General features: G+C 71.2%; 21 protein-coding genes. 9 read left to right on the top strand and 12 right to left on the bottom strand.

The features are described from left to right. Nucleotides 1–138 precede the first annotated feature (138 nt). Nucleotides 139–1,098 (top strand): LysR family transcriptional regulator, encoded by a 960-nt coding sequence (locus ACJX2R_RS06890; protein WP_413099276.1) that lies wholly within the window; start codon nt 139–141, stop codon nt 1,096–1,098. 48 nt (nt 1,099–1,146) lie between these two features. Here the strand turns inward: ACJX2R_RS06890 and ACJX2R_RS06885 are convergent, their stop codons facing one another. Both ACJX2R_RS06885 and ACJX2R_RS06880 read right to left on the bottom strand, forming a co-directional pair. Continuing rightward, nucleotides 1,147–2,109, bottom strand: a complete 963-nt coding sequence (locus ACJX2R_RS06885) for an alpha/beta hydrolase fold domain-containing protein (RefSeq protein ID WP_413099275.1) — start codon at nt 2,107–2,109, stop codon at nt 1,147–1,149. Between the two features lie 175 nt (nt 2,110–2,284). Next, the gene (locus ACJX2R_RS06880; RefSeq protein WP_413099274.1) at nt 2,285–3,289 is read right to left on the bottom strand and encodes a tetratricopeptide repeat protein; all 1,005 of its coding nucleotides are present in this window, start codon (nt 3,287–3,289) and stop codon (nt 2,285–2,287) included. A gap of 158 nt (nt 3,290–3,447) precedes the next feature. Here ACJX2R_RS06880 and ACJX2R_RS06875 point away from each other — a divergent pair, with 158 nt between their 5' ends. Further along, nucleotides 3,448–4,134 carry a hypothetical protein gene (locus ACJX2R_RS06875; RefSeq protein ID WP_413099273.1) on the top strand — a complete coding sequence of 229 codons (687 nt, stop codon included), beginning with the start codon at nt 3,448–3,450 and terminating at the stop codon, nt 4,132–4,134. Here the strand turns inward: ACJX2R_RS06875 and ACJX2R_RS06870 are convergent. Continuing rightward, entirely contained in the window at nt 4,122–5,057 is a 936-nt protein-coding gene (locus ACJX2R_RS06870) for a D-alanyl-D-alanine carboxypeptidase family protein (protein ID WP_262700229.1), read from the bottom strand. The genes ACJX2R_RS06875 and ACJX2R_RS06870 overlap by 13 nt on opposite strands. A 213-nt stretch (nt 5,058–5,270) precedes the next feature. On the opposite strand from ACJX2R_RS06870, the gene ACJX2R_RS06865 reads away from it, so the two are divergent. Further along, nucleotides 5,271–6,197 carry an SDR family oxidoreductase gene (locus tag ACJX2R_RS06865; protein ID WP_413099272.1) on the top strand — a complete coding sequence of 309 codons (927 nt, stop codon included), beginning with the start codon at nt 5,271–5,273 and terminating at the stop codon, nt 6,195–6,197. Between the two features lie 30 nt (nt 6,198–6,227). Here ACJX2R_RS06865 and ACJX2R_RS06860 read toward each other — a convergent pair whose 3' ends face one another. After that, nucleotides 6,228–6,617 carry a TraR/DksA family transcriptional regulator gene (locus ACJX2R_RS06860; RefSeq protein WP_413099271.1) on the bottom strand — a complete coding sequence of 130 codons (390 nt, stop codon included), beginning with the start codon at nt 6,615–6,617 and terminating at the stop codon, nt 6,228–6,230. A 159-nt stretch (nt 6,618–6,776) separates the two neighbouring features. Here ACJX2R_RS06860 and ACJX2R_RS06855 point away from each other — a divergent pair, with 159 nt between their 5' ends. Then, nucleotides 6,777–8,120 (top strand): cellulase family glycosylhydrolase, encoded by a 1,344-nt coding sequence (locus ACJX2R_RS06855; RefSeq protein WP_413099270.1) that lies wholly within the window; start codon nt 6,777–6,779, stop codon nt 8,118–8,120. A gap of 143 nt (nt 8,121–8,263) precedes the next feature. On the opposite strand, the gene ACJX2R_RS06850 is transcribed toward ACJX2R_RS06855, so the two are convergent. Further along, on the bottom strand, nt 8,264–9,382 hold the full coding sequence (locus tag ACJX2R_RS06850) for an NADH:flavin oxidoreductase (protein ID WP_413099269.1): 1,119 nt from the start codon (nt 9,380–9,382) through the stop codon (nt 8,264–8,266). 178 nt (nt 9,383–9,560) lie between these two features. Here ACJX2R_RS06850 and ACJX2R_RS06845 point away from each other — a divergent pair, with 178 nt between their 5' ends. Next, nucleotides 9,561–10,010: an RrF2 family transcriptional regulator gene (locus tag ACJX2R_RS06845; protein ID WP_413099268.1), complete on the top strand. Its 450-nt coding sequence runs from the start codon at nt 9,561–9,563 to the stop codon at nt 10,008–10,010. 253 nt (nt 10,011–10,263) lie between these two features. Here the strand turns inward: ACJX2R_RS06845 and ACJX2R_RS06840 are convergent, their stop codons facing one another. Continuing rightward, nucleotides 10,264–11,187, bottom strand: a complete 924-nt coding sequence (locus ACJX2R_RS06840; RefSeq protein ID WP_413099267.1) for a LysR family transcriptional regulator — start codon at nt 11,185–11,187, stop codon at nt 10,264–10,266. An 84-nt stretch (nt 11,188–11,271) separates the two neighbouring features. Between ACJX2R_RS06840 and ACJX2R_RS06835 the strand changes: the two genes are divergently transcribed. Beyond that, the gene (locus ACJX2R_RS06835) at nt 11,272–12,033 is read left to right on the top strand and encodes a sulfite exporter TauE/SafE family protein (protein WP_413099266.1); all 762 of its coding nucleotides are present in this window, start codon (nt 11,272–11,274) and stop codon (nt 12,031–12,033) included. 35 nt (nt 12,034–12,068) lie between these two features. On the opposite strand, the gene bla is transcribed toward ACJX2R_RS06835, so the two are convergent. Then, nucleotides 12,069–13,025, bottom strand: coding sequence for a class A beta-lactamase (gene bla, locus ACJX2R_RS06830; protein WP_413099265.1), 957 nt, complete (start codon nt 13,023–13,025; stop codon nt 12,069–12,071). Nucleotides 13,026–13,196: 171 nt separating this feature from the next. Here bla and ACJX2R_RS06825 point away from each other — a divergent pair, with 171 nt between their 5' ends. Next, nucleotides 13,197–14,129: a LysR family transcriptional regulator gene (locus ACJX2R_RS06825; protein ID WP_262700219.1), complete on the top strand. Its 933-nt coding sequence runs from the start codon at nt 13,197–13,199 to the stop codon at nt 14,127–14,129. After that, nucleotides 14,126–15,028 (top strand): serine hydrolase, encoded by a 903-nt coding sequence (locus ACJX2R_RS06820; protein ID WP_413099264.1) that lies wholly within the window; start codon nt 14,126–14,128, stop codon nt 15,026–15,028. Before ACJX2R_RS06825 ends, ACJX2R_RS06820 begins: the two co-directional genes overlap by 4 nt. A gap of 63 nt (nt 15,029–15,091) precedes the next feature. Here ACJX2R_RS06820 and ACJX2R_RS06815 read toward each other — a convergent pair whose 3' ends face one another. Then, nucleotides 15,092–15,847, bottom strand: coding sequence for a dienelactone hydrolase family protein (locus tag ACJX2R_RS06815; RefSeq protein WP_413099263.1), 756 nt, complete (start codon nt 15,845–15,847; stop codon nt 15,092–15,094). Between the two features lie 125 nt (nt 15,848–15,972). Further along, a complete protein-coding gene (locus ACJX2R_RS06810; protein ID WP_413099262.1) occupies nt 15,973–16,581 on the bottom strand; it encodes an exonuclease domain-containing protein in 609 nt (202 codons plus the stop codon). Nucleotides 16,582–16,776: 195 nt separating this feature from the next. Between ACJX2R_RS06810 and ACJX2R_RS06805 the strand changes: the two genes are divergently transcribed. Then, nucleotides 16,777–18,333: an alpha-L-arabinofuranosidase B gene (locus tag ACJX2R_RS06805; protein WP_413099261.1), complete on the top strand. Its 1,557-nt coding sequence runs from the start codon at nt 16,777–16,779 to the stop codon at nt 18,331–18,333. Nucleotides 18,334–18,381: 48 nt separating this feature from the next. Here the strand turns inward: ACJX2R_RS06805 and ACJX2R_RS06800 are convergent, their stop codons facing one another. From ACJX2R_RS06800 to ACJX2R_RS06790, 3 genes are all read right to left on the bottom strand, one after another. Beyond that, a complete protein-coding gene (locus ACJX2R_RS06800; protein ID WP_413099260.1) occupies nt 18,382–19,152 on the bottom strand; it encodes an SDR family NAD(P)-dependent oxidoreductase in 771 nt (256 codons plus the stop codon). Nucleotides 19,153–19,338: 186 nt separating this feature from the next. After that, entirely contained in the window at nt 19,339–20,220 is an 882-nt protein-coding gene (locus ACJX2R_RS06795; RefSeq protein ID WP_413099259.1) for an aldo/keto reductase, read from the bottom strand. A 206-nt stretch (nt 20,221–20,426) separates the two neighbouring features. Continuing rightward, complete coding sequence (locus ACJX2R_RS06790; RefSeq protein ID WP_413099258.1) at nt 20,427–21,299, bottom strand: helix-turn-helix transcriptional regulator; 873 nt, start codon at nt 21,297–21,299, stop codon at nt 20,427–20,429. Nucleotides 21,300–21,364 lie beyond the last annotated feature (65 nt).

Here is a 21,364-nt window from a genome sequence, read left to right as displayed (position 1 = left end):
CCCCATGGCCGTGGAATCGACACCCCGCCGACGGCTGCTCCGTGAGCGGTGGCATCTACGGTGTGTTACCGCAGCGTGAAGTACAATCTCGGAAATCTGTAGGGGTATTAAGCAGAGCTGAAGGCTTGAGGTGATGTCGTGCTGGACGTCCGGCGCATTCTGCTCTTCGCCGAGGTGGCCCGGCGCGGCTCCGTGACGGCCACCGCCCGCGCCCTGAACTACACGCCATCAGCGGTGTCCCAGCAGATCAGCCGGCTGGAGACGGAGGCCGGCCAGCCGTTGCTTGACCGCCACGCACGGGGGGTCACCCTCACCGACGCCGGGCGCGCCCTGGCCGACCGCGGGGAGCGGATCGCCCGTGAGCTGAAGGCCGCGGAGAGTGAGCTCGCCGACTTCGCGGGGCTCCGCGCGGGCACTCTGCGCATCGGCACCTTCCCCACCGTCGGCGCCTCGCTGCTGCCACCCGCCGTCATCGCCTTCCGCGAAACCCACCCGGACGTACGGCTGACCGTGCGCAGCGCCCGTATCGCGGGCCTGTGGTCGATGCTGGAGAGCCGGGAGATCGAGATGTCGCTGATGTGGGACTACGACTGGTGCCGCATCGACCGCGAGGACGTGGACATCACCCCGCTCCTCGACGATCCGCCCGCCCTCCTCGTCGGCGACCGCCACCCGCTGGCCACCCGTACCGACGCCACCCTCGCCGATCTCGCCGACGATTCGTGGATCACCCGCGCCGACCGCCATCCGGTGGCCGAGGCGCTGGTGCGCAGCTGCCGGGCGGTCGGCTTCGAACCGCAGATCGCCTATGAGGCACACGACTACCAGGAGGCGCAGGGCCTGGTGGCCGCCGGTCTGGGCGTGGCGCTGGCCCCGACCCTGGCCCTGGAGGGCATCCGCCCCGGCGTCAGCGTGCTGCCGCTGCGCCCGCCCGCGCCGGTGCGCCGGATCCTGCTCGTGCGCATGGCCGACCACGTCCTCACCCCCGCCGCCGGGGCGTTCCTCGGCTCGCTGCGGGAGAGCGCCGCGGCCCGGCGGACCGACGCCATGGACGCGGGCGGGCGAGCGGTGGTGCCGGATCCGCGCTCCGGCTCATGACGGGCTCTCATATGGCGGGCTCTCAGCGGGCCCTCATATGGCGGGCTCTCACAGCGAGGAGATCACCCGCCTGCGGTCCTCCATGGCCCGGCGGGCGAGCCGGGAGGCGGGGGCGAGGCGGTCGTACTCATGGATGGCACCGCTGTGCAGATGCAGTTCGGTGGGGATGTCGGCGTCGGCGAGCCGCTGGGCGTAGGTGACGGCCTCGGCGCGGAAGATGTCGAGCTCTCCGACCTCGACATAGGCCGGTGCCAGACCCTCGACGGTGGCGACGCGCGCGGGCGCCACCTGCGGTGGGACGTCGTCGGTGCCGAACGCCGCGCCCAGCAGGGCATGCCAGCCGGTCCAGTTGTCGTCCCAGGTCCAGGCCACATAGGGGGCCAGCCGGGGATCCGGGGTGAGCGTGCGGTCGTCCAGCATGGGATACAGCAGGGCCTGGCGGGCGAGCGGAACGCCCCGGTCACGGGCGAGGATCGCCACGCCCGCGGCGAGCCCGCCCCCGGCGCTGTCGCCCATGACGGCGATGCGGCGGGGATCGACCCTCAGCTCGGGCGCCTGCTCGCCCAGCCAGATCAGCGCGGCGAACACATCCTCCACGGGGCCGGTACCGGTGGCCGCGTCGGGGGCCAGCCGGTAGTCCACGGACAGGAACGGCACCCCGGTGGCCTGGACATACCCGGCGACCACGGAGTCATAGAGATCGACACTCCCGGAGATCATCCCGCCGCCATGGGCGTAGACGACCGCGGAACCCGGCGCGGAGTCGGCCTTCTCGTACCAGCGGACGAGGATCTCCGCCCCGTCCGCGGACCGCACCTTGTGCGAGGACGCCTTCACCAGCGGATAGCCGGACGGGTACGCGGGGAGCAGTGAGGCCATCCACCGCATCGAGGCCGTGCCCCTGGCGCGCAGCGTCCGCCAGTCGTCGCGCTCGGGCGGGGGAGCGGGGCCGCTCTGTTCCGCGAGGGCCTGGAGAACCGCGGCGAGCTCAGGGTCGAGGGTGAAGGCCATGGTCGACTCCGTTCGAGGACGGCGGGGCCGCTGCCCCAACTGTCCTCCCAGACTGCCGAGTTGCGCTCGAGGCCCGGTACAGGGACTGGCGGCGGCCTGACGACTCCTACCGGGTGTGGCTCCGCCGGGTGCGGCGCTCCGCCCCGGACTCCTCATCCGGGCCGCAGCGAGTCCCTCAGCTTCCTGGCCGCCTCGGTCTCGGCGCCGTACTTGCCGGGACCGGCCGCGCCCAGCTCCTCGTACAGCGCCACCGCCTGTCGGCCGCGGCCAGGGCCTCCGCACGGCGCCCGTCCGCCACCAGCAGCGCCGCCTGCCGGTACGCGGCGATGGCCAGCAGCGGGCGGTAGGTGCCGGGCACGGTGGCATCGAGCCGCTGGTAGATGTCGCGCGCCTCCCGCCATGCGTCGGCGCCCGCGCCGGGCCGGCCCGCGGACTGCAACAGGGCGCCGAGATTGCTCAGCGCCCAGGCCAGATTGGGCAGATCCTCGTGGCGGCGGCAGACCGCCACCGCGTCGCGTCCGGCCGTCACCGCCTCCTCGTGGCGGCCCGCATGCTGGAGATACATCCCCAGGAACACCAGCATCTTCGCCATCACCGTCTCGAAGGCGGGGTTGGCGGCGGCCAGCACCCGGTAGGCGGCCACCGCGATGGCCGCGCCCACCAGCGGGCCGAGACCGTTGCCCGGCGGGAACTGCATGCGCTGCCGGGTCATCTCCTCGCGGACCTGCTGGATCTGCTGGTTGACCTCCTCGATCTGCTGGTTGATGATCTTCTGTCGGCCCTCGGCCCCCTCCAGCGCCAGCCCCGCGGCCTTCTCCTCCAGGACCAGCACATCGCGCATACCGGCCAGCTGCTCCATGTCGGTCTTCAGCAGCTCGCGCTTCTGGCCGGTGCTGAGGACGGAGCGCAGCAGGTTCATGGCGTCGATGAAGCGGCCGTGCACGATCGGGTCGTAGTCGACGACCACGTCCTCGAAGTTCGGGAAGTCCGGCATGAGGTCGAGGTTGTACGGCTGGCCGATCGGCGAGAGGTTGGTCGCGATGTACCGCGACAGCTCGGCGGCCCGCTCCTGCCCCGGGTCGAGCGCGAGGGCCCGGCCGAACTCATGGGCCGCGGTGTCGCGGTGGCCGTTCCGCTCCGGCAACCCGGGGGCGTAGGAGCGGAAGAGGAACTCGCCCACCGCCGTCCGGTAGTGGGCCCACTCCGCCGCCCGCCCAGGCGCGACCGCACCATGCCCCACCAGTCGGCGTCGGAGTGCGCCAGGAGCCGGGGCTCCACCCCCGGACCGGCCGTGGCCCCGGCGGTGCCCGATGGCCCGCCGGGCCCGTTCTCGCCGCCGTGCCTGCCTCCGGTGCCGCCTCTGCCGCCGGACCCGGTGGCGCCGGGCGCTCCGCCCGCCCCGTCGAGCGACAGCCCCGAGTACGCGACCGTCTCGACCACGATCTCCGCGGCCGGGCCGCCGACGCCCCCGGTGCCACCCGGTCCACCGGGGCCGCCGATGCCACCCGGGATGGAGTCGGGCGGGTCCGGCCGGTTGGGCGGACGGGCGCCGTCCTTGCCGCGCCCGCCTTGCCCGCCCGTACCACCCCGGCCGCCCTGACCGCCGCGGGCGGCGATCCGCAGGTCGGTGATGGTGTGCGCGAGCACCGTGACGGGCGTGGCGGCGCCGCCCGTGCTTCCGGTGCCGCCGGGTCCGCCGGGGCCGCCGTCCATGCCGTTGTAACCGACGCCGGACGGTCCGGTGGCCCCGTACGCACCCGCGGCCCCGGGCGCGCCGCTGCCATCCAGCGCGCCGCCGTTGCCGCGGTAGGTCTCGGCGACCACGACGAGGGGATGGCCCGGGAGTCCGGTGAGGACGTACTGGGGATCGTGGACCACCTCGCACGCGATGAGCGCCAGTCGCGCCTCGGGCGGCAGATGTGTCACTCGACGGGCTTGGCCACGAGCACCGGTGCCCCGGCCGGAGCGAGTCCGGCCGGGGCACCGCGCTGTCGCCTCACGGGGCTTGTGGATCAGTCCCGCTGAGCGCCCTTGGGAAGCTGGCGCCACTTCACCTCGGTGGTGGTGTCGTACGTCCAGTCGAGCATCTTCTTCGCGTCCGGGTAGCGGTCCGCGTCGTTGAGGATGACCCCCACGACCGTCTTGTCGCCGCGCTTGGCGGCGAACACCAGGCAGGGACCGGCAGGGGTGGTGGTCCCGGTCTTGACGCCGATCGCGCCCTGGTACGAACCCAGCAACGTGTTGGTGTTGTCCCAGGAGTAGTACCGGGTACGGCCGTTGGCCGCCGGTGCCTCCTGCTTGGTGGACACCGACTTGACAACCGTGTCGAACGTCGCGTTCTCCATGGCGCGCCGGGTCAGCTGCGCCAGGTCATGGGGCGTCGAGTAGTTGTCGGCGTCGGCCGAGACACCGTCGAAGGAGTCGTACTTGGTGTTGGTCAGCCCCAAGTCCTGCGCCTTCGCGTTCATCTTGGAGATGAACGACTTGGTCCGCTCGGCGGTGGTGTCGCCGGTGCCGAACGTGTCGGCCAGCGCCATCGCCGCGTCGCAGCCCGATGGCAGCATCAATGCGTACAGCAGCTGGTTGACGGTGAGTTTGTCACCGGTTTGCAGGTCCGCCGTGCTGGCACCGGACTTGGTCACATAGTCGCGGTACTCCTGCTTGACGGTGATCTGCTTGTTGAGGTCGAGGCCTCGGGTCTCGAGCACCACGAGGGCAGTCATGATCTTCGTGGTGCTCGCCATCGGACGCTTGGTGTCGGCGTCCTTGGCCATCAGCTCCTTGTTGGAACCGGTGTCGAGCAGGTACGCGCCCTTGGCGCTGACCTCCGGTGGCGGTTCGGCCGAAGCCTGGGCCATCGCCACCGGGACCGCGATCGCTACGGCCACCGTGGACGCGACCGCCGCGACTCTCCAGCGGCGGGTCACGGTTCCACGACGTTTATGCATTCGCCCTCCGTTTCGCTTGTTGAGGTGTGTTTCGGGCGAACGCATCGTCTCACCAGGCGAAAATCGGCCATGCCTCGGGGTGGCGGACACGCGGTGGTTTTGGGGAAACAACTAGTGTTCGGACCAGCGCTGTTGGCCCGATGGCGGGTGCGGGGCGGCCACGTGTGGGCCTGAGCGCGCGCCCGATGATCGGCGATCTGCCACACTCATGGTGTGAACCGGACACTCGACCACGATGCGCTGCGCGGACGTGTCGCCGTGGTGGCCGGGGCGACCCGTGGCGCCGGGCGCGGTATCGCGGCCGCGCTGGGCGAGGCCGGAGCGACCGTCATCTGCACCGGACGCAGCAGTGTGTCGGGCGGGGGCGGGTCGGACTACGACCGGCCCGAGACGATCGAGGAGACGGCCGAGCTCGTCACCCGGCTCGGTGGCACCGGTGTCGCCGTACGGACCGACCATCTCGACCCCGGGCAGGTCGGGCGGCTGGCCGAGCGCGTCCGCCACGCTCACGGCGGCATCGATGTGCTGGTCAACGACATCTGGGGCGCCGAGCGGCTCAAGGGCGGGCCGGCCGACTGGAACACCCCGATCTGGGAGCACAGCCTCGACGACGGACTGCGCATCCTCCGGCTCGGGCTGGACACCCACCTGATCACCTCGCACCACCTGCTGCCACTGCTGATCGGCAAGCCGGGTGGGCTGCTCGTGGAGATGACCGACGGCACCGCCGCGTACAACGCCGACCGGTACCGCATCTCGGTCTTCTACGACCTCGTGAAGACGGCGGTGAACCGGCTGGCCTTCTCCCAGGGCCACGAGCTGGCGCCGTACGGGGCGACGGCGGTCGCCATCACACCGGGCTGGCTGCGCTCGGAGATGATGCTGGACGCGTACGGGGTCGGCGAGGGCAACTGGCGCGACGCGTTGCTCCCGGACCGTGCCGAGGGCCGCCCGACGGCCCCCGAAGCCTTCGCGTCCTCCGAGTCGCCGCGCTACGTCGGCCGCGCCATCGCGGCACTGGCGGCCGACCCCGGCCGGGCGAGGTGGAACCAGCGATCGGTGAGCTCCGCCGAGCTCGCCCGGGAGTACGGATTCACCGACACCGACGGCTCGCAACCCGACAGCTGGTCCGCGACCTGACACGGCCGAGGCCGTGGCGCGCCCAGCCGCTCAGCGGGGGCGGGCGGTCGCGCAGCGTACGCAGGTGGTCGCCGAGGGGCGCGCCTCCAGGCGCTCAGCCGGGATCGGCTCGCCGCACACTTCGCACCGCCCGTAGCCGCCGCGGTCCAGCCGTTCCAGCGCCTCGTCCAGGGCGGTCAGATGATCGCGGGCCTGGGTCAGCAAGGCGGCGACATGGGCTCGCTCGAAGGCCGTGCTCGACCCCTCCGGGTCGTGTTCGTCATCCACCGCCACCAGGGCGTTCGACGCGACGATCGCGTCGAACTCACGGTTCAGGGCAGCGATCCGTGTGCTGGTCTCGGCACGCTCGGCCGCCAGTCGTCCGCGGATGGCTTCGCGCCCGGCCGGAGGGGAAGCGGCCGCACCGGATGAATCGCTCATGCCCGGCACAACCTCGGCGCGCCCGGTCCGCATTCCGGCTGCCACCCCTCCCCGGAGGCCTTGACGTCTCCCGGGCCCGATGCAATGGATGGGAGCGCTCCCAAATTCGACCGTGCGCCCCATACGGACGCCATCGCGCGCTCACTCCTTGGAGTCATGATGAGACGGAAGAGATCCTTGGCCGCCTTACTGGCCTTATTGGTCAGCCTCTTCGGGATCGCGGGTCTCGGCCGGACCGCCCATGCCGAACCGGCCCGCCAGCGGGCCCCCGTGGCCGCGGGTCTGCACATCGGCGACGGCCGCCTGCTGGAGGGCAACGGCAACGACTTCGTGATGCGCGGTGTCAACCACGCCCACACCTGGTATCCGGGCGAGACGCGGTCGCTGGCCGACATCAAGGCCCTGGGCGCCAACACCGTCCGGGTCGTCCTCTCCAGCGGACACCGCTGGACCAGGAACAGCCCCGAGGACGTGGCCGCCATCATCGCCCAGTGCAAGGCCAACCGGCTCATCTGCGTACTGGAGGTGCACGACACCACCGGCTACGGCGAGGACGCCGCGGCCGCCACGCTCGACCAGGCGGCCGACTACTGGATCGGCCTCAAGAGCGTGCTCACCGGCGAGGAGAGCTACGTCATCATCAATATCGGCAACGAACCGTGGGGCAACACCGACCCGGCCGGCTGGACCGCGCCCACCGTCGCCGCCGTCCAGAAGCTGCGCGACGCCGGGTTCCAGCACACCATCATGGTGGACGCCCCCAACTGGGGGCAGGACCTCCAGAACGTGATGCGCACCAACGCCCGGACCGTCTACGAGGCCGACTCCACCGGCAACCTGATCTTCTCGATCCATATGTACAGCGTCTATGACACGGCGCAGGAGATCACCGACTATCTGAACGCCTTCGTGAGCGCCAGGCTGCCCATCCTCATCGGCGAGTTCGGCGGGCCCGCCGACCAGTGGGGCGATCCGGACGAGAACACCATGATGGCCACCGCCCAGCGGCTGAAGCTGGGCTATCTGGCCTGGTCCTGGAGCGGCAACACCGATCCCATCCTGGACCTGGCCACCGACTTCGACCCGGCCAGGCTCACCGACTGGGGCAAGCGCGTCTTCAATGGCCCCGACGGCATCGCCGAGACCTCCCGCGAGGCCACCGTCTACGGCGGCGGCTCCGGCGCCGGCTGCTCGGTCGGCTACCGGGTGGCGGGCGAATGGGGTGGTGGCTTCCAGGGCGAGATCACCATCCGTAACACCGGCACCGCGGCCATCACCGGCTGGACGCTGGGGTTCAGCTTCGCCAACGGCCAGACCATCACCAATATGTGGGGAGGCACGCCGCGGCAGAGCGGTGCCGCGGTGACCGTCACCCCCGCCTCGTACACCGCCACCATCCCCGCCCGTGGTTCGGTCACCATCGGCTTCACCGCGGGCAAGGGCGCCACCAACGCCGCGCCGACCGCCTTCACCCTCGACGGCGGCACCTGCGCCACCGGCTGACGCCGGAAACGGCACCGGGAACGCGGAGCGATCGTGAAATGTTAAACTAACTAGCGCACCCCGTGCCCGGCGCCGGCCAGATACCCCCGTGCTGGCCGGCGCCGTTCCCGTCGGTGCGGGGATCGGTGCGAGAACTCAGGGACTCAGTACAGGGACTCCACCGCGTCCCGGCTGAACGGGGTGAGCTCGCTCACCCGGCCGTTCAGGACCTTGTCGGCCCACTCCGGGTCGGCGAGCAGTGCGCGTCCGACCGCGACGAGGTCGAATTCATCCCGCTCCAGAGGTTCCAGGAGCCGGTCGATGGAGTCCACGGCCGCGTTGGCTCCGGAGAGGGAGCCGGGGTGGAAGGCGGTGTCCAGGCCGACCGAGCCGACGGTGATGACCGGCTTGCCGGTGACCTTCTTCGTCCATCCGGCGATGTTCAGATCCGATCCCGTGTCGGGGAACTCCGGCTGCCAGTAGCGCCGCCCGGAGGCGTGGAACGCGTCGACCCCGGCCTCAGCGAGCGGCGTGAGCAGGGTTTCCAGCTCCTTGGGGTCCTCGGCGAGCCGGATGTCGTAGTTGTCGGACTTCCACTGGGAGAACCGGAGTACGACGGGGAAGTCGGGCGCGACCCGCTCGCGGATGGCGGCCACGAGGTCGGCGCCGAACCTGGTCCGGGAGGCCGGATCGCCGCCGTAGGTGTCGGTGCGCCGGTTGGTGCGCTCCCAGAGGAACTGGTCGATGAGATAGCCGTGCGCGCCGTGCAGCTCCACGCCGTCGAAGCCGATCTCCTCGGCCGCTCGCGCGGCCTTCGCGAAGGCGCCGATGACGTCGTCGATGTCGGCGAGGGTCATCGTCTCGCCCGCTCCGGGCGTGCCGTCCAGCGCGATCCCGGACGGGCCCACGGACGGGGCGTCGGGGAACGGCGGCGCTCCCGCGGGGCGCTGTATGCCCACGTGCCACAGCTGGGGCATGATCGCGCCACCGTGGGTGTGCACGGCGTCAACGACCTTTTGCCATCCGGCCAGTTGCTCCTCGCCGTGGAACCGGGGGACGCCGTCGATGTAACCGGCGGACCGGTGGTCGACGGTGGTGCCCTCGGTGATGATCAGGCCGGTCCCCGCCGCCGCCCGTCGCGCGTAGTACGCGGCGACATCCTCACCGGGGATGCCGTCGGGGGAGTGCCCGCGGGTCATGGGCGCCATGGCGATCCGGTTCGGCAGCTTGGCCGAACCCAGCGCGAACGGGCGGGACAGTGCCGTGGCCAGGCGGGTGTTCACGGTGTCGCTCTCCAGACGTGTCGTGCCGAGGAGGCTTCCCCCGGAGCCTCAAAAATGTGAGTCTGAAAGATACAGTTTCAACGGCGTAAACTGCAACTGTGTTGATTGCTTTTTGGGTGAGGGCGGAACGGCACCGTCGAGTAGGCTGTGCCCCGATCCGCGGGCGGAGGTGGAGAAGGTGTTGGACATCCGGTTCTCCCGTGCGCTCCAGGTGATGCTGTTCCTCGCCATGGCCGCCGACAACGGGGCCGGGCCGCTGAGCTCCGCCGAGCTGGCCCACAAACTCAACGCCAACCCGAGCCTGGTCCGGAAACTCCTCGTCCCGCTGACGGACGAGGGGCTGGTCGTCTGCGTCAAGGGCCGTACCGGCGGGGCGCGCCTGGGGCGGCCGACCGACCGGATCACCCTGGCCGAGATCTACCGCTGTGCCGTCGGCGACAAGCCCCTGTTCGCCACCTCGCCGGGGGCGGAGCCCGTGTGCCCGGTGACCGCGCACGCCGGTGAGTACTTCGCCACGCTCACCGCCGAGGCCGAGGAAGCGGTCCTCGCATCGCTGGGCGACCGCACGCTCGCGGACGGCGTGAGCGAACTGCGCCGCCTCTGCACGGACCACCCCCGGCAGGGCTGATCCGGGCCCGGCGACCTCCGGGGCGACGGGCGGGCGAGTCCCCAGCCACCGGCCGAGGATGGGGCTCGGGTGACGGATATCAGCCCGGCGTCGGCGGTCGGCTTGGGGGCGCCGGAATCGTCGTCACCACAGCCCGTGGCGGCGAGGACGGACGTGCACGTGAGGACTGCCAGCCGCCCCAGAGGCAGGCGAACATTACGTGGCACGGTCTCTCCCGTCGGCTCCCTTGGCTGCCGCTCCCGGCGGCGGCACCCTACTGGACCGGAAGGCCATCGCCCCCGTCCGGCTCGGACATGGCCGCGCGGCGCAGATGTTCGGCGAGTGCCGCGGTGGCGGTGGACGACGCCGGGGCCTTCGCACCCCAGGCCAGCAGATGGTGGCGGCGTGCCCAGGGATCGCGGAGGTCGCAGACGTCGAGCGGATGGTACGGGGCGATGGCACGGCGTGGCACGACGGCGAGTCCGACACCGGCGGCCGCGAGGGAGACCAGGGTGTTGAGATGGGCGACGGTGGTGCGGTAGCGCACCGCCGGAGCGTGCGGACCGAGGTTCTTCTCGATCGAGCGTCGCAGCGAGGAACCGGCGTCGAGCCCCACGAGCGGATGCTCGGCCACTTCGCTGTAGGTCACCTCGGTACGCCCCGCGAGGATCCCGCCGCACTGGCCGATCACCACCAGCGAGTCGTCGCCGAGGGGTTCCATGGTGAGACCGCAGTCGCGGGCCTCGCCGTCGAGGACGACGCCCAGGTCCGCCTCGCCGTCGGCGAGCATCCGCACGGTCCGTGGGGTGCGGCTCTCGGACACCTCGACGTCGACGTCCGGGTGTGCGCGGAGGAACGAGACCAGGGCCCGTGGCACCAGACGGTGCATCGCGGAGCCACCGCCCAGCAGGGTCAGCGGGGCGGTCGGCGGCCGGGCGTAGCTCGCCACGGCGCTTTCCAGGCGCGCCGTCCGGTCGAGCACGTCCCGTGCGTGGCGGGCCAGCGCCGTCCCCGCCGGGGTGGGGCGCACGCCCCGCCGGCCGCGGATCAGCAGGTCCACGCCCGCGTGGTGCTCGAGCGAGCGCACCCGCGCACTGGCCGACGGGAGGCTCAGATGCATCCGGCGAGCGCCCGCCGTGATCGAGCCCTCCGCCACGATGTGAAGGAAGAGCCGCAGGTCGTCCAGGTCATACCGCACCCTGATGAGCCTAAGGCAGAGCCTTGGGCCGGCTACGCGGATCACGCATTGTGGGCCCACGGGCCATGGGGCGATGCTCGGCGGGTGTCCGAGACAGTGCTTGTTCTGCTGGCGGGTGTGGCCGCCGGGGCGTTGAACGCCATCGGGGGCGGGGGCACCTTCGTGGCGCTCCCCGCCCTGGTGGCGGCCGGTCTGTCCCCCGTGACGGCGAACGCGTCCTCGACCGTGGCCCTCGTTCCCGGGAGCGTGGCGAGCGCGTGGGTGTACCGGCGCGATCTGGCCCCGGTCGGGAACACGTCCACACGGGCCCTGACGGCGGTCAGTGTGATCGGTGGCGGGCTCGGTGCCGGTCTGCTGCTGGCGCTGCCCGCGGTGTCGTTCGACGCCGCGGTGCCCTGGCTGCTCGCGTTCGCCACGGTGGTCCTCGCCTTCGGGCGCCGTGTCTCCCGCGCGGTGAGCGAGGCGAGGGGTCATGCGGTCGGCATGAGCCCCCGGGCCGTCCTGGCCGGTCAGTTCCTGCTCGCCGTGTACGGCGGATACTTCGGCGGTGCCGTGGGCATCATGATGCTGGCCGTGTGGAGCATCGGCCTCGGCCTCGACACCTCGACCGGCAACCCGATGCGGGTCGCCCAGATCACCGCCATCTACCTCAGCGCGGCCGGGCTGTTCCTCATCGCCTCGGACGCGCTGGGCGCACCGCGTCTGCTCGCCGCCATGCTGGTCGGGGCGGTGGCCGGTGGTGTGGCCGGGGCGCGGATCGCCCGCCGTCTGCCCGCGTGGCTGCTGCGGGGCGTCATCCTGACCACCGCCGTGACCATGACCGTCCTGTATTTCCTGCGCGGCTGAGGGCGCGGCCCGTTACGGCATCTGTCCGCCGCCCGTTACGACATCGTGTCGGCCACCACGGACGCCGCGTCCGCGATCAGCTTGTTGTCGAACGGGGTGTCCTTGTCACCGCGGTACGACATGATCGCCATGACGAGGGGAGCGGCGCCGGGCCGCCACACCACGGCGATGTCGTTGCGGGCGCCGTAGTAGCTGCCGCTTCCGGTCTTGTCGCCGACCTGCCAGCCCTTAGGCATTCCGGCCCTGATGAGCTCGTCCCCGGTGGTGTTGGTCCGCAGCCACTTCGTGAGCTGGGCGCGCTCTCCCTTGTCGAGGACATCGCCGAGGACGAACGCGCGCAGGTCCTTGGCCATCGCCCGCGGGGTGGTGGTGTCATGTGTCTCGCCCGGTACCCATTGGCTCAACTCCGGCTCGACGCGCTCCATTTGGATGACGTCGTCGCCCAACTTCTCAAGGGTGGCGTCGAGGCCCTTGGGCCCGCCGAGCTGGTCGAAGAGCAGATTGGCCGCGGTGTTGTCGCTGTAGCGGACGGCGGCGTCGCACAGCGCGCCCAGGCTCATCCCGGTGTCCACGTGCTTCTCGGTCACGGGGGAGTTGTCGACCAGATCGTCCTTGGAGTACTGGATCACCCGGTCGAGCCCGCTCAGCTTGTACTTCCGCAGCACGGCGCCGGCGGCCAGCGCCTTGAACGTGGAGGCGAAGGCGAACCGCTCGCCATCGCGGTACGCCACCTCGTGTCCGGTGCCGGTGTCGATCGCGTAAACCCCCAGATGCGCGTCGTAGGAGCGCTCCAGCTTCTTGAACTCGCCGGTGGCCGCCTTCGCGTCCGCGCCGGTACTCGCCGTACCGGCCCTCTCGGCGGAGGTGGACGAGGAGCTCGACGGTCCCGACGCGTCCGGGGAGTCCCCTTCGCCACAGGCCGTCAGCGGGGCGAGCAGCGCGAGCGTGGCGAACGCGCTGACAGCGGTGTGCCGGGTACGGGTGAATCGCATGGTCCGAACCTCCGGTTGGGTCCCCGTCACGCGGGGCGCACACGGGATGGGATGACCGGGCCCCTCTTCCGGGGCGGGGTCTTTGCGTTGGGATCACCTTCGCCGTCGGGTGGCTATGCGGTCCAATACGTTCATGCGCTTCTTCATGCTGATCTGGCATAGAGTGCGGGGGTGGATCTGGTGGGAGTGTGCCGGGCGTTCGTCAGCGTGAGCGAGCGGGGAAGTTTCACCGTCGGGGCGGCCGCCGCCCGGATGTCGCAGTCGGTGGCCAGCCGTCGCGTGGCCGCGCTGGAGGAGCGCTTCGGGGAGCAGCTCTTCGAGCGCACCTCGCGGCGGGCCGTCCTCACCCCGTTCGGGCGGGAGATGCTGCCGGTGGCCAGACAGCTCGTACAGGCGGCCGATGTGCTGCTGCACGAGGCGGAGGCGGCCAAGCGCAAGCCGTGGCGGCTCGCGGTGCCCGGCATCTGTTCCACGGCGGGGCTCGCCCACCTCGTCGCCGAGGCGCGAGGGCACGGGGTCACCCTGGATCTCCGCGTGGCGGCGCCCGCGCGGCGCCTGGAGCTCATCCACGCACAGCAGGTGCGGGCCGCCCTGCTCGCGGTGCCCGCGGACGAGGCCACGTGGTCGGTGCCGCTCGGGCTGGCCGGGGTGCGGGACCCCGGTGTGCGGCGGGTCTATCTCGAGACGCTGCGGGTCGGCCGGTCCGCTCGGGGCCCGGCCCGCCGGATATGGATCCAGCCGGAGGACGATGTGCCGCACATCCGCGACCCGCTCACCCGGCTGCGCGACGCGGTCGGTCTGCGGCCCGCGCAACTCGTGGCCGCCACCGATCTGACGACCGCCGCCGCCGAAGTCCTGTGCACCCGCGACCTGTTGCTGTGCTCTCCCGCGCAGGCCGAGGAACTCGCCCTGAAGTGGCGTCCCATCGGTGAGCTCGCGCTCAGCCGGGGGTTCGCCCTCGCCGCCGCGGCGGACGGCAATCCCCAGCACCTCGAAGGGCGTCTGGGCGGCGCCATCGCCCGCTGCCTCGGCGCGGGCGCCGGGGAATCGCGTACACAGGCGGGCACCGCGGAAGCGGGCACCGCGGAAGGAGCCGGGGCATGAGCACCGAGGCGCTGCTGAGCGATCTGCGCGGGCAGTTGCGCGACGGCGGTCTGCACGGCTGTCTGCTCGTACGGGACCTCCACACCGGGGACGAGCTGGGGATCGACCCGGACACCCAGCTGCCCTCCGCCTCCCTGGTCAAGGTCCCGCTCGCGCTGGCCACGCTGGAGCGCATCCGGCGTGGCGAGCTCGACGGCGCCACGATGCTCGATGTGCCACCCGGGAGGATCACCACGCCCGGCCCCACCGGGCTGAGCCGGTTCCGCCACCCCGTCCGGATCGCGATCGACGATCTGCTCTATCTGAGCACCTGTGTGAGCGATGGAACGGCGGCCGACGCGCTGTTCGACCTCACCCCGCACGCCCAGGTGGCCGAGATCCTCCATGAGCTCGGGCTGCGTGGCATCACCGTCCGGCACGGTATGCGCGAACTGAGCGAAACCCCCGTGGAGCGCTTCGACGCCGCACAGGTGCATCTCGCCCACGCCTTGGCCATCGACGCGGGCACCAGTGGCCGCGGCCATCGGGTGCCGCAACTCGACACCACCCGCGCCAACACCGGCAGCGCACGCGCCTGGGTGGAACTGCTCCAGGCACTGTGGACACCGTCGAAGATCCACCCCGAAGTGGCGCTGCGCGTACGCGACCTCATGGCCCACAACGTGCTGCGGCACCGGCTCGCCCCGGACTTCAGCTCCGACGCCACCACCTGGTCCTCCAAGACCGGCACCCTCCTCAACCTCCGCCACGAGATCGGGATCGTCGAGCACTCCGACGGCCAGGTGTTCGCCGTCGCCGTGCTCACCGAGTCGCTGGTGCCCGCCAATTTCCAGCCCGGCGCCGAGGCCCTGATGGCGCAGGTGGCCCGCACCCTGCGGGACCACCTCCGGCAGCTCTAGGCCGGGGGCGGTGACCAGCCCCCGACGGCCGGTCACCCGCCCTGGCCGACCATGGTCAGAGCGTCAGAGCGTGCGGCCGAAGAGGTCGAGCAGGGCCTCCCAGTGGCGTTCGGCGGCCTCGGCGTCATAGGCCGAGGTGTCGGCCTGGGTGTAGCCGTGCTGAGCGCCCGGGTAGACCTCGGCGCGGTGGCGGACACCGGCCTCGTTGAGGGCCTTGTCCAGGCGCTCGATCTGCTCGGGGGGAAGGGCCTGATCCTGGTCCGCGTGTCCGAAGTACAGCTCGGCGGTGACCTGCCCGGCCACCGTGTGCGGGCTGTCCGGCGCCTCCGTGGCCAAGAAGGCACCGTGGAAACCGGCCGCCGCGGCGACCCGGCCGGGGTGCGCTCCGGCGGTCCGCAGGGCCAGCCCGGCGCCCAAGCAGTAGCCGGTGAGGCCCACGGGCCCGTCGGTGGCCCGCTCACAGGAGGCCAGCCAGTCGAGATAGGCACCGGCGTCGCGCATGGCACGCTCGGGAGTGAGCTCCTGCGCGATCGGGGCGATGTGCTCGAAGACCGCCCCACGCGCCGCCGGGTCGAGGAAGTCGGGCAGCTCCACCACGGGAGCGCGCCCGTGGCGGTAGAACACGTTGGGCACCAGCACGGTGTAACCGGCCGCGGCCAGACGGTCGGCCATCCCGCGCAGATGGGGCCGGAGGCCGAACGCGTCCATGTAGAACAGAACGGCCGGGTGGCGGTCGGTGTCGTCGGGATGGGCCAGATAGGCATCGGCGATGCCGTCCTGGGCGGGGATGTCCACGGCTGTTCCGCGCACTGCGGTCATGTGGGGTTCCTTTCCTCGATGCGTACCGGGCGGCGTGCGAGCACCGCCGAGCAAGATCTCCGGCCTCTCCGGCACATCGTGCCACTCGCTGTCGGCGCGTCGGACGCCGTGCCGCCGGACGCCCCCTAGAGGCACCCCTCGGGCAGGGCGGCCCCACCGGCACGGAGGTGTCCGATCGCCGCGGCGATCGAATAGCAGTCGAAGAGCGCCGAATGCTCCTTGCCGGCCGCGGGTTTGGGCAGGCCGAGCACTTCCCACAGCCGACCAGAATTGGTCGAGGCCGTTTTCGGCGCGATGGTGTTCAACCATGGCCGGATGTTCAGGAAGGGGGTGGTGAGAAAGCCGTTCTTGACCTCCTCGCCGCGGGCCCTGGCCCACCCCACGTTCTCCCCGAGGACGACCATGTCATTGCCGTAGGAGAGCGCGGACTGCCCCCGGCAGAAGGCCAGGAAGTCGCCGATCGCCTCGGCCGGGGCGACTCCCTCCCGGTCCACGGTCCGCTGGTCGATGCCGGTGAGACCGGTGAAGAACGGGGACAGCCGAGGATTGACCACCGGTCTGACCAGCGCCTCGTATTCCTCGACGACGGAGTGGGCGGCAGCGGAAGAGTCGGTGCTGATGCGCAGCGCGCCGATCTGGACGATTTCGCGAAGCTGCCCCGGTTCCGACCAGTCCTGCTCGAGCGCTCCCGGCCATGTGGTGAACTCAAGGTCGAACACGACAAACGTCGACAAACGGTCTCTCCTCGATGTGCGGTGGGGGCGAATGAACCGTACGAGTCGCCGTGCAGGAGGCTACTCCTCCGTGCACGGCCATTGACGCCGGCGGTTGCCAGTCCTACCGTCAGGTTCGATTTCACGGTCAATGTGCGAAATACCGAACAAGTTCAGCAATGGCATGGCCCTGACAGTCACGAGAAGGGCACCACCATGAAAATTCCTTCGGGTCTCACGAGAGTGAGAAGAGCGCTGCTGTCGGTGGGTGCGACAGCCACCCTCGTCCTCGGGCTCCTGGCCGGCGGCACGGGCACGTCCCAGGCCGCGGCCTCCCTGCCGTGCGACATCTATGCCGCGGCCGGTACGCCCTGCGTGGCCGCGCACAGCACCACCCGGGCCCTCTACGCCTCCTTCAACGGCCCGCTCTACCAGCTGAAACGCGCCTCCGACAGCGCCGTGACCGACGTGGGAACACTGACGGCGGGCGGCTACGCCGACGCCGCCCGGCAGGACTCCTTCTGCGCCGGAACCACATGCGTCATCAATGTCATCTACGACCAGTCACCGCGCCACAACCACATGCCGATCGAACCGGCAGGTACCGCGGGCCCCGCCAACTCCGGTGTGCCCGCCGACGCGTTACCCGTGACCGCGGGCGGCCACCAGGTCTACGGCGCGTCCTTCTCCGGGCGCATGGGCTACCGTCACACCGCGGCCTCCGGTGTCGCCGTCAACGGCCGGCCCGAGGGGATGTACATGGTCACCTCCGGTACCCATGTCAACGGCCTGTGCTGCTTCGACTACGGCAACGCCGAGGTGCCGATCGCCGACACCGGCAACGGCCACATGGACGCCATCAACTTCGGTACGGAGTGCTGGTTCCCGCCGTGCAGCGGCTCCGGGCCCTGGGTGCAGGCGGACCTGGAGAACGGCCTGTTCCAGTCGGACAGCGGCTACAGCGAGAACCCCTCGAACACCGGCAATTCCGCGCCCTTCGTCACCGCCCTGCTGAAGAACAACGGACAGAACTACTTCGCGCTCAAGGACGGCAACGCCCAGTCCGGCAGGCTCACCACCCAGTACGCGGGTCCTGAGCCGTCCAGGCCGGGTTACTCACCGATGCACCAGGAGGGCTCCATCGTCCTCGGCACCGGCGGCGACAACAGCAACGGATCCATCGGCTCGTTCTTCGAGGGCGTGATGACCAGCGGCCTGCCGACCGACGCGGCCGACGACGCGGTGCAGGCCAACGTCGTCTCCGTGGGCTACGGCGCGCCCAGCCCCGTGGCGGGTGGCACCCTCAACGCGGGCTCGACGATGTCACTGCGCGCCACCACCCCCGGCTACACCGACCGCTACGTCCGCCACCAGGCCAACAGCGCCGTCACCTCCGTGGTGTCCTCCGGCAGCTCGGCGCTCGACAAGGGCGACGCGTCCTGGATCGTGCGCCGTGGCCTCGCCAACGCCTCCTGTGTGTCGTTCGAGTCGCGCAACTACCCCGGCGACTTCCTGCGCCACTACGACTACCAGCTGCTCCGGCAGCCGATGGACGGCACCGCCATCTTCCGGGCCGACGCCACCTTCTGCCCCCAGACCGGCAAGAACGGCCAGGGCACCTCGTTCGCGTCCTACAACTACCCCGACCGGTTCATCCGCCACTACGAGAACAAGGTCTACATCGCCTCCAACGGAGGGTCCAACCCCTTCGACAGCGCCACGTCGTGGGCCGACGACGTGAGTTGGCGGGTGTCCGGGCCCTGGACGCCGTAGCCGCCGCGGGACGACCCGGCCCGCCGTAGGACGGTCCCGGGGGAGCCCTCAGTCGCGCAGGCTCATGCCGCCACAGACCGACCACACCTGGCCGTTGACCCACTCGGCGTCGTCCGAGAGGAGGAACGCCACGGTGCCCGCCACGTCCGCGGGCTCGCCGAGCCGCGGACTGCGGGCGATCTTGAGCGCCATGGCCTGGAGCCGCTGGTCGTCCCGCTGCTTCTGGGTGTCGCCCATGACCAGCCCGGGTGCCACGGCGTTGCAGCGGATCCCCTCCTTGCCCCAGCGGGAGGCGATATGGCGGGTCAGCGCGTTGATCCCGGCCTTGGAGGCGGCATACGCGGGACGCCGGGGCTCCCCTCCCCAGGCCGCGCCGGAGGAGGTGTTCACGATCACGCCACCGCCCTGGGCCAGCAGCCGCGGGATGACGGCCCGGCAGGTGAGGGCGTAGCCCAGCAGATTCACCTCATGGGTGCGCCGCCACACCGCCGGGTCCATCTCCAGCAGGTCGGTGTCCCGGCCCAGGTGCCCGTCCGAGAGGTCGGCGCCGACGTTGTAGAGCCCGTCGACCCCGCCGAGTTCGGCGGTGGCCCGGTCGATCAGCGCGCCGATCGACTCCTCGTCGGCGAGGTCGAACGGGACGGCGACCGCGGTGCCGCCGGCCTCGCCGACGCGCTGGGCGGTGGCCTTCGCGCCCATGAGATCGATGTCGCCGACGACGACCGAGGCACCTTCCCCGGCGAGCCGCTCGGCCGTGGCGGCGCCGATACCCGTGGCGCCACCCGCGATGACGATCCTCTTGCCCTGAAGTCCCCTCATGCCTCTCTCCCGCCGACAGAGGTCCGGAACCGACAAAAGCACCGCGTCATCATTCCATGACGAAGCTCAATAGTCTCCTGCCCGGACGGCCCGGACGGCCCGGACGGCCCGGACGGCCCGGACGGCCCGGCCCGGTACGGTGCGGCCGGTGGCCGCCCCGCACCGGTGTCCCAGCAGAACCGGGTCTCAGGAGAATGTGCCGAGCTCGACCCGGTCGGGGTCGGGTCCGCCGCGCGCCCCGGTGTCGAGCGCGTCGATGGCGGCCACCTCATGGGGTGTCAGGGAGAAGTCGAAGATCCCGATGTTCTCCGCGATGCGGTGCGGTTTGACCGACTTCGGGATGGCGCACAGGTCGTGCTCGACCTGCCAGCGCAGGATGATCTGGGCCGGGCTCCTGCCGTACTTCTCGGCGAGGCCGGTGATGGTGGGCTCCTGGAGCGGATCCCTGACCTTGTCCGCGCCCTCGCCCCCGTAGCGGTTCACCCCGCCGATGGGCGACCAGGACTGGGTGAGGATGCCATGGCGGACGTCGAACGCGCGCAGCTCGGGCTGGCTGAAGTTCGGATGCAGCTCGACCTGGTTCACGGCGGGCACGACCTCGGTGCGCGCCATGAGATCGGTCAGGTGTCCGGGGGTGTGGTTGCATACGCCGATGGCCCGCACCCGGCCGTCGGCCAGCAGCTTCTCGGCCGCCTTGTACGAGGCCACCGTGGTGTCGTACGCGGACGGGACCGGCCAGTGCAGCAGATACAGGTCGAGGTGGTCCAGGCCCAGCTTGGTGAGGCTGGTGTCGAAGGCCCGGAGGGTGGAGTCGTAGCCGTAGTCGGTCAGCCACAGCTTGGTGATGACGAAGATGTCCTCACGGTCGATGCCCGAGCGGGCGATGCCCTCACCGACCTCCTTCTCGTTGCCGTAGGCGGCCGCGGTGTCGATCAGACGGTAGCCATTGTCGATCGCGGTCGTCACGGCGGGGACGGTCTCGTCGGGCGGGCTCTGGTAGACACCGAGGCCGATGGCGGGCATCCGCACGCCGTTGTTCAGGGTCAGAAGCGGGGCTGGTCCATTCATACGGGATCCTTGGGTGAGTCGGAGACCGGCGGGCCCGCCGACGGTGCCGTGGTCCCGGCACCGGGCGGAGCCCGCTCGTACTGCGACAGGGGTTCCCAAAGACGGGCCGCCCGCTCACTCCGCGCCCCGAACGTCACCACGTTGGCGCGCTCAGGGAGCCGTGCCCGGCCCCCGAGGCCGCCGCTCCACCGTCGCGGGGCGGGGGATCACGGTGACGAGCTGTTCTCGCTGGCCGTCATGTCCTGAGTGCCGATCACCGACAGAAGCTCCAGCTGGGCGGCGCCCTCGGTACCGGGCGGGGCGCTGAACCACAGCAGCCGCTGGTGGCCGTCCTCGCTGAACAGGGAGTGGCAGTCCAGCTCGATGACGCCCAGCGAGGGGTGGACGATGCGCTTGTGGTCGGTCCGCCGGAGGGCCACGTCATGGGTGTCCCAGAGGGCGGCGAACTCCTCACTGCGGCGGCGGAGCACCGCCACCATCCGCCGTACCTCGGAGTCGCCGCCACGCCGGGCGGCTACGGCCTGGAGGTCGGCCACGAAGACCCGGGAGTGGTGGGCGTGGTCCTCGGGCGGGTAGAGCCCACGGGCGTCCGGATCGGTGAACCAGCGGTAGACGAAGCTCGCCGCGAGGCCGCGCACCGCCGGGGGACGGCCGATCAGCGCCGCGGCCAGCTCGTTCTGCACCAGCGTCTGGTGCAGATCGGTGATGACCTGGGCGGGGGTGGTGGTGAGCCGGTCCAGCAGGCCGAGCAGGGCCGGCTGGACGTGCGCGGCCGGGCCGTGCGTCGCCGGGGGAACGGGACGGTCGGCGAGGTGGAACAGATGGTCGCGCTCGTCGCCGTTCAGCCGCAGCGCGCGGGCGAGCGCGGTCAGCACCTGGGCGGAGGGCTGGGCGCCGCGACCGCGCTCCAGCTCGGTGTAGTAGTCCGCGGACAGCCCGGCCAGCTGGGCGACCTCCTCGCGCCGCAGGCCGGGCACCCGGCGCCGCGGACCGGTGGGTAGACCGACGTCGGCCGGGCGGATGCGGTCGCGCCGGGACTTCAGGAACGCGGCGAATTCGGAGTGGTTCACGCCCCCCATGGTCGCTTGTGCCGGTGAGCTGAGCCAGGGGCTGACAACCCCTGGGTGGAGAGAGCCGTGGCTGG

It is taken from the genome of Streptomyces sp. Inha503 (genome assembly GCF_047215865.1).
Lineage (GTDB): Bacteria > Actinomycetota > Actinomycetes > Streptomycetales > Streptomycetaceae > Streptomyces > Streptomyces lycopersici.
This window is presented reverse-complemented; position numbering and strand designations above follow the sequence as displayed.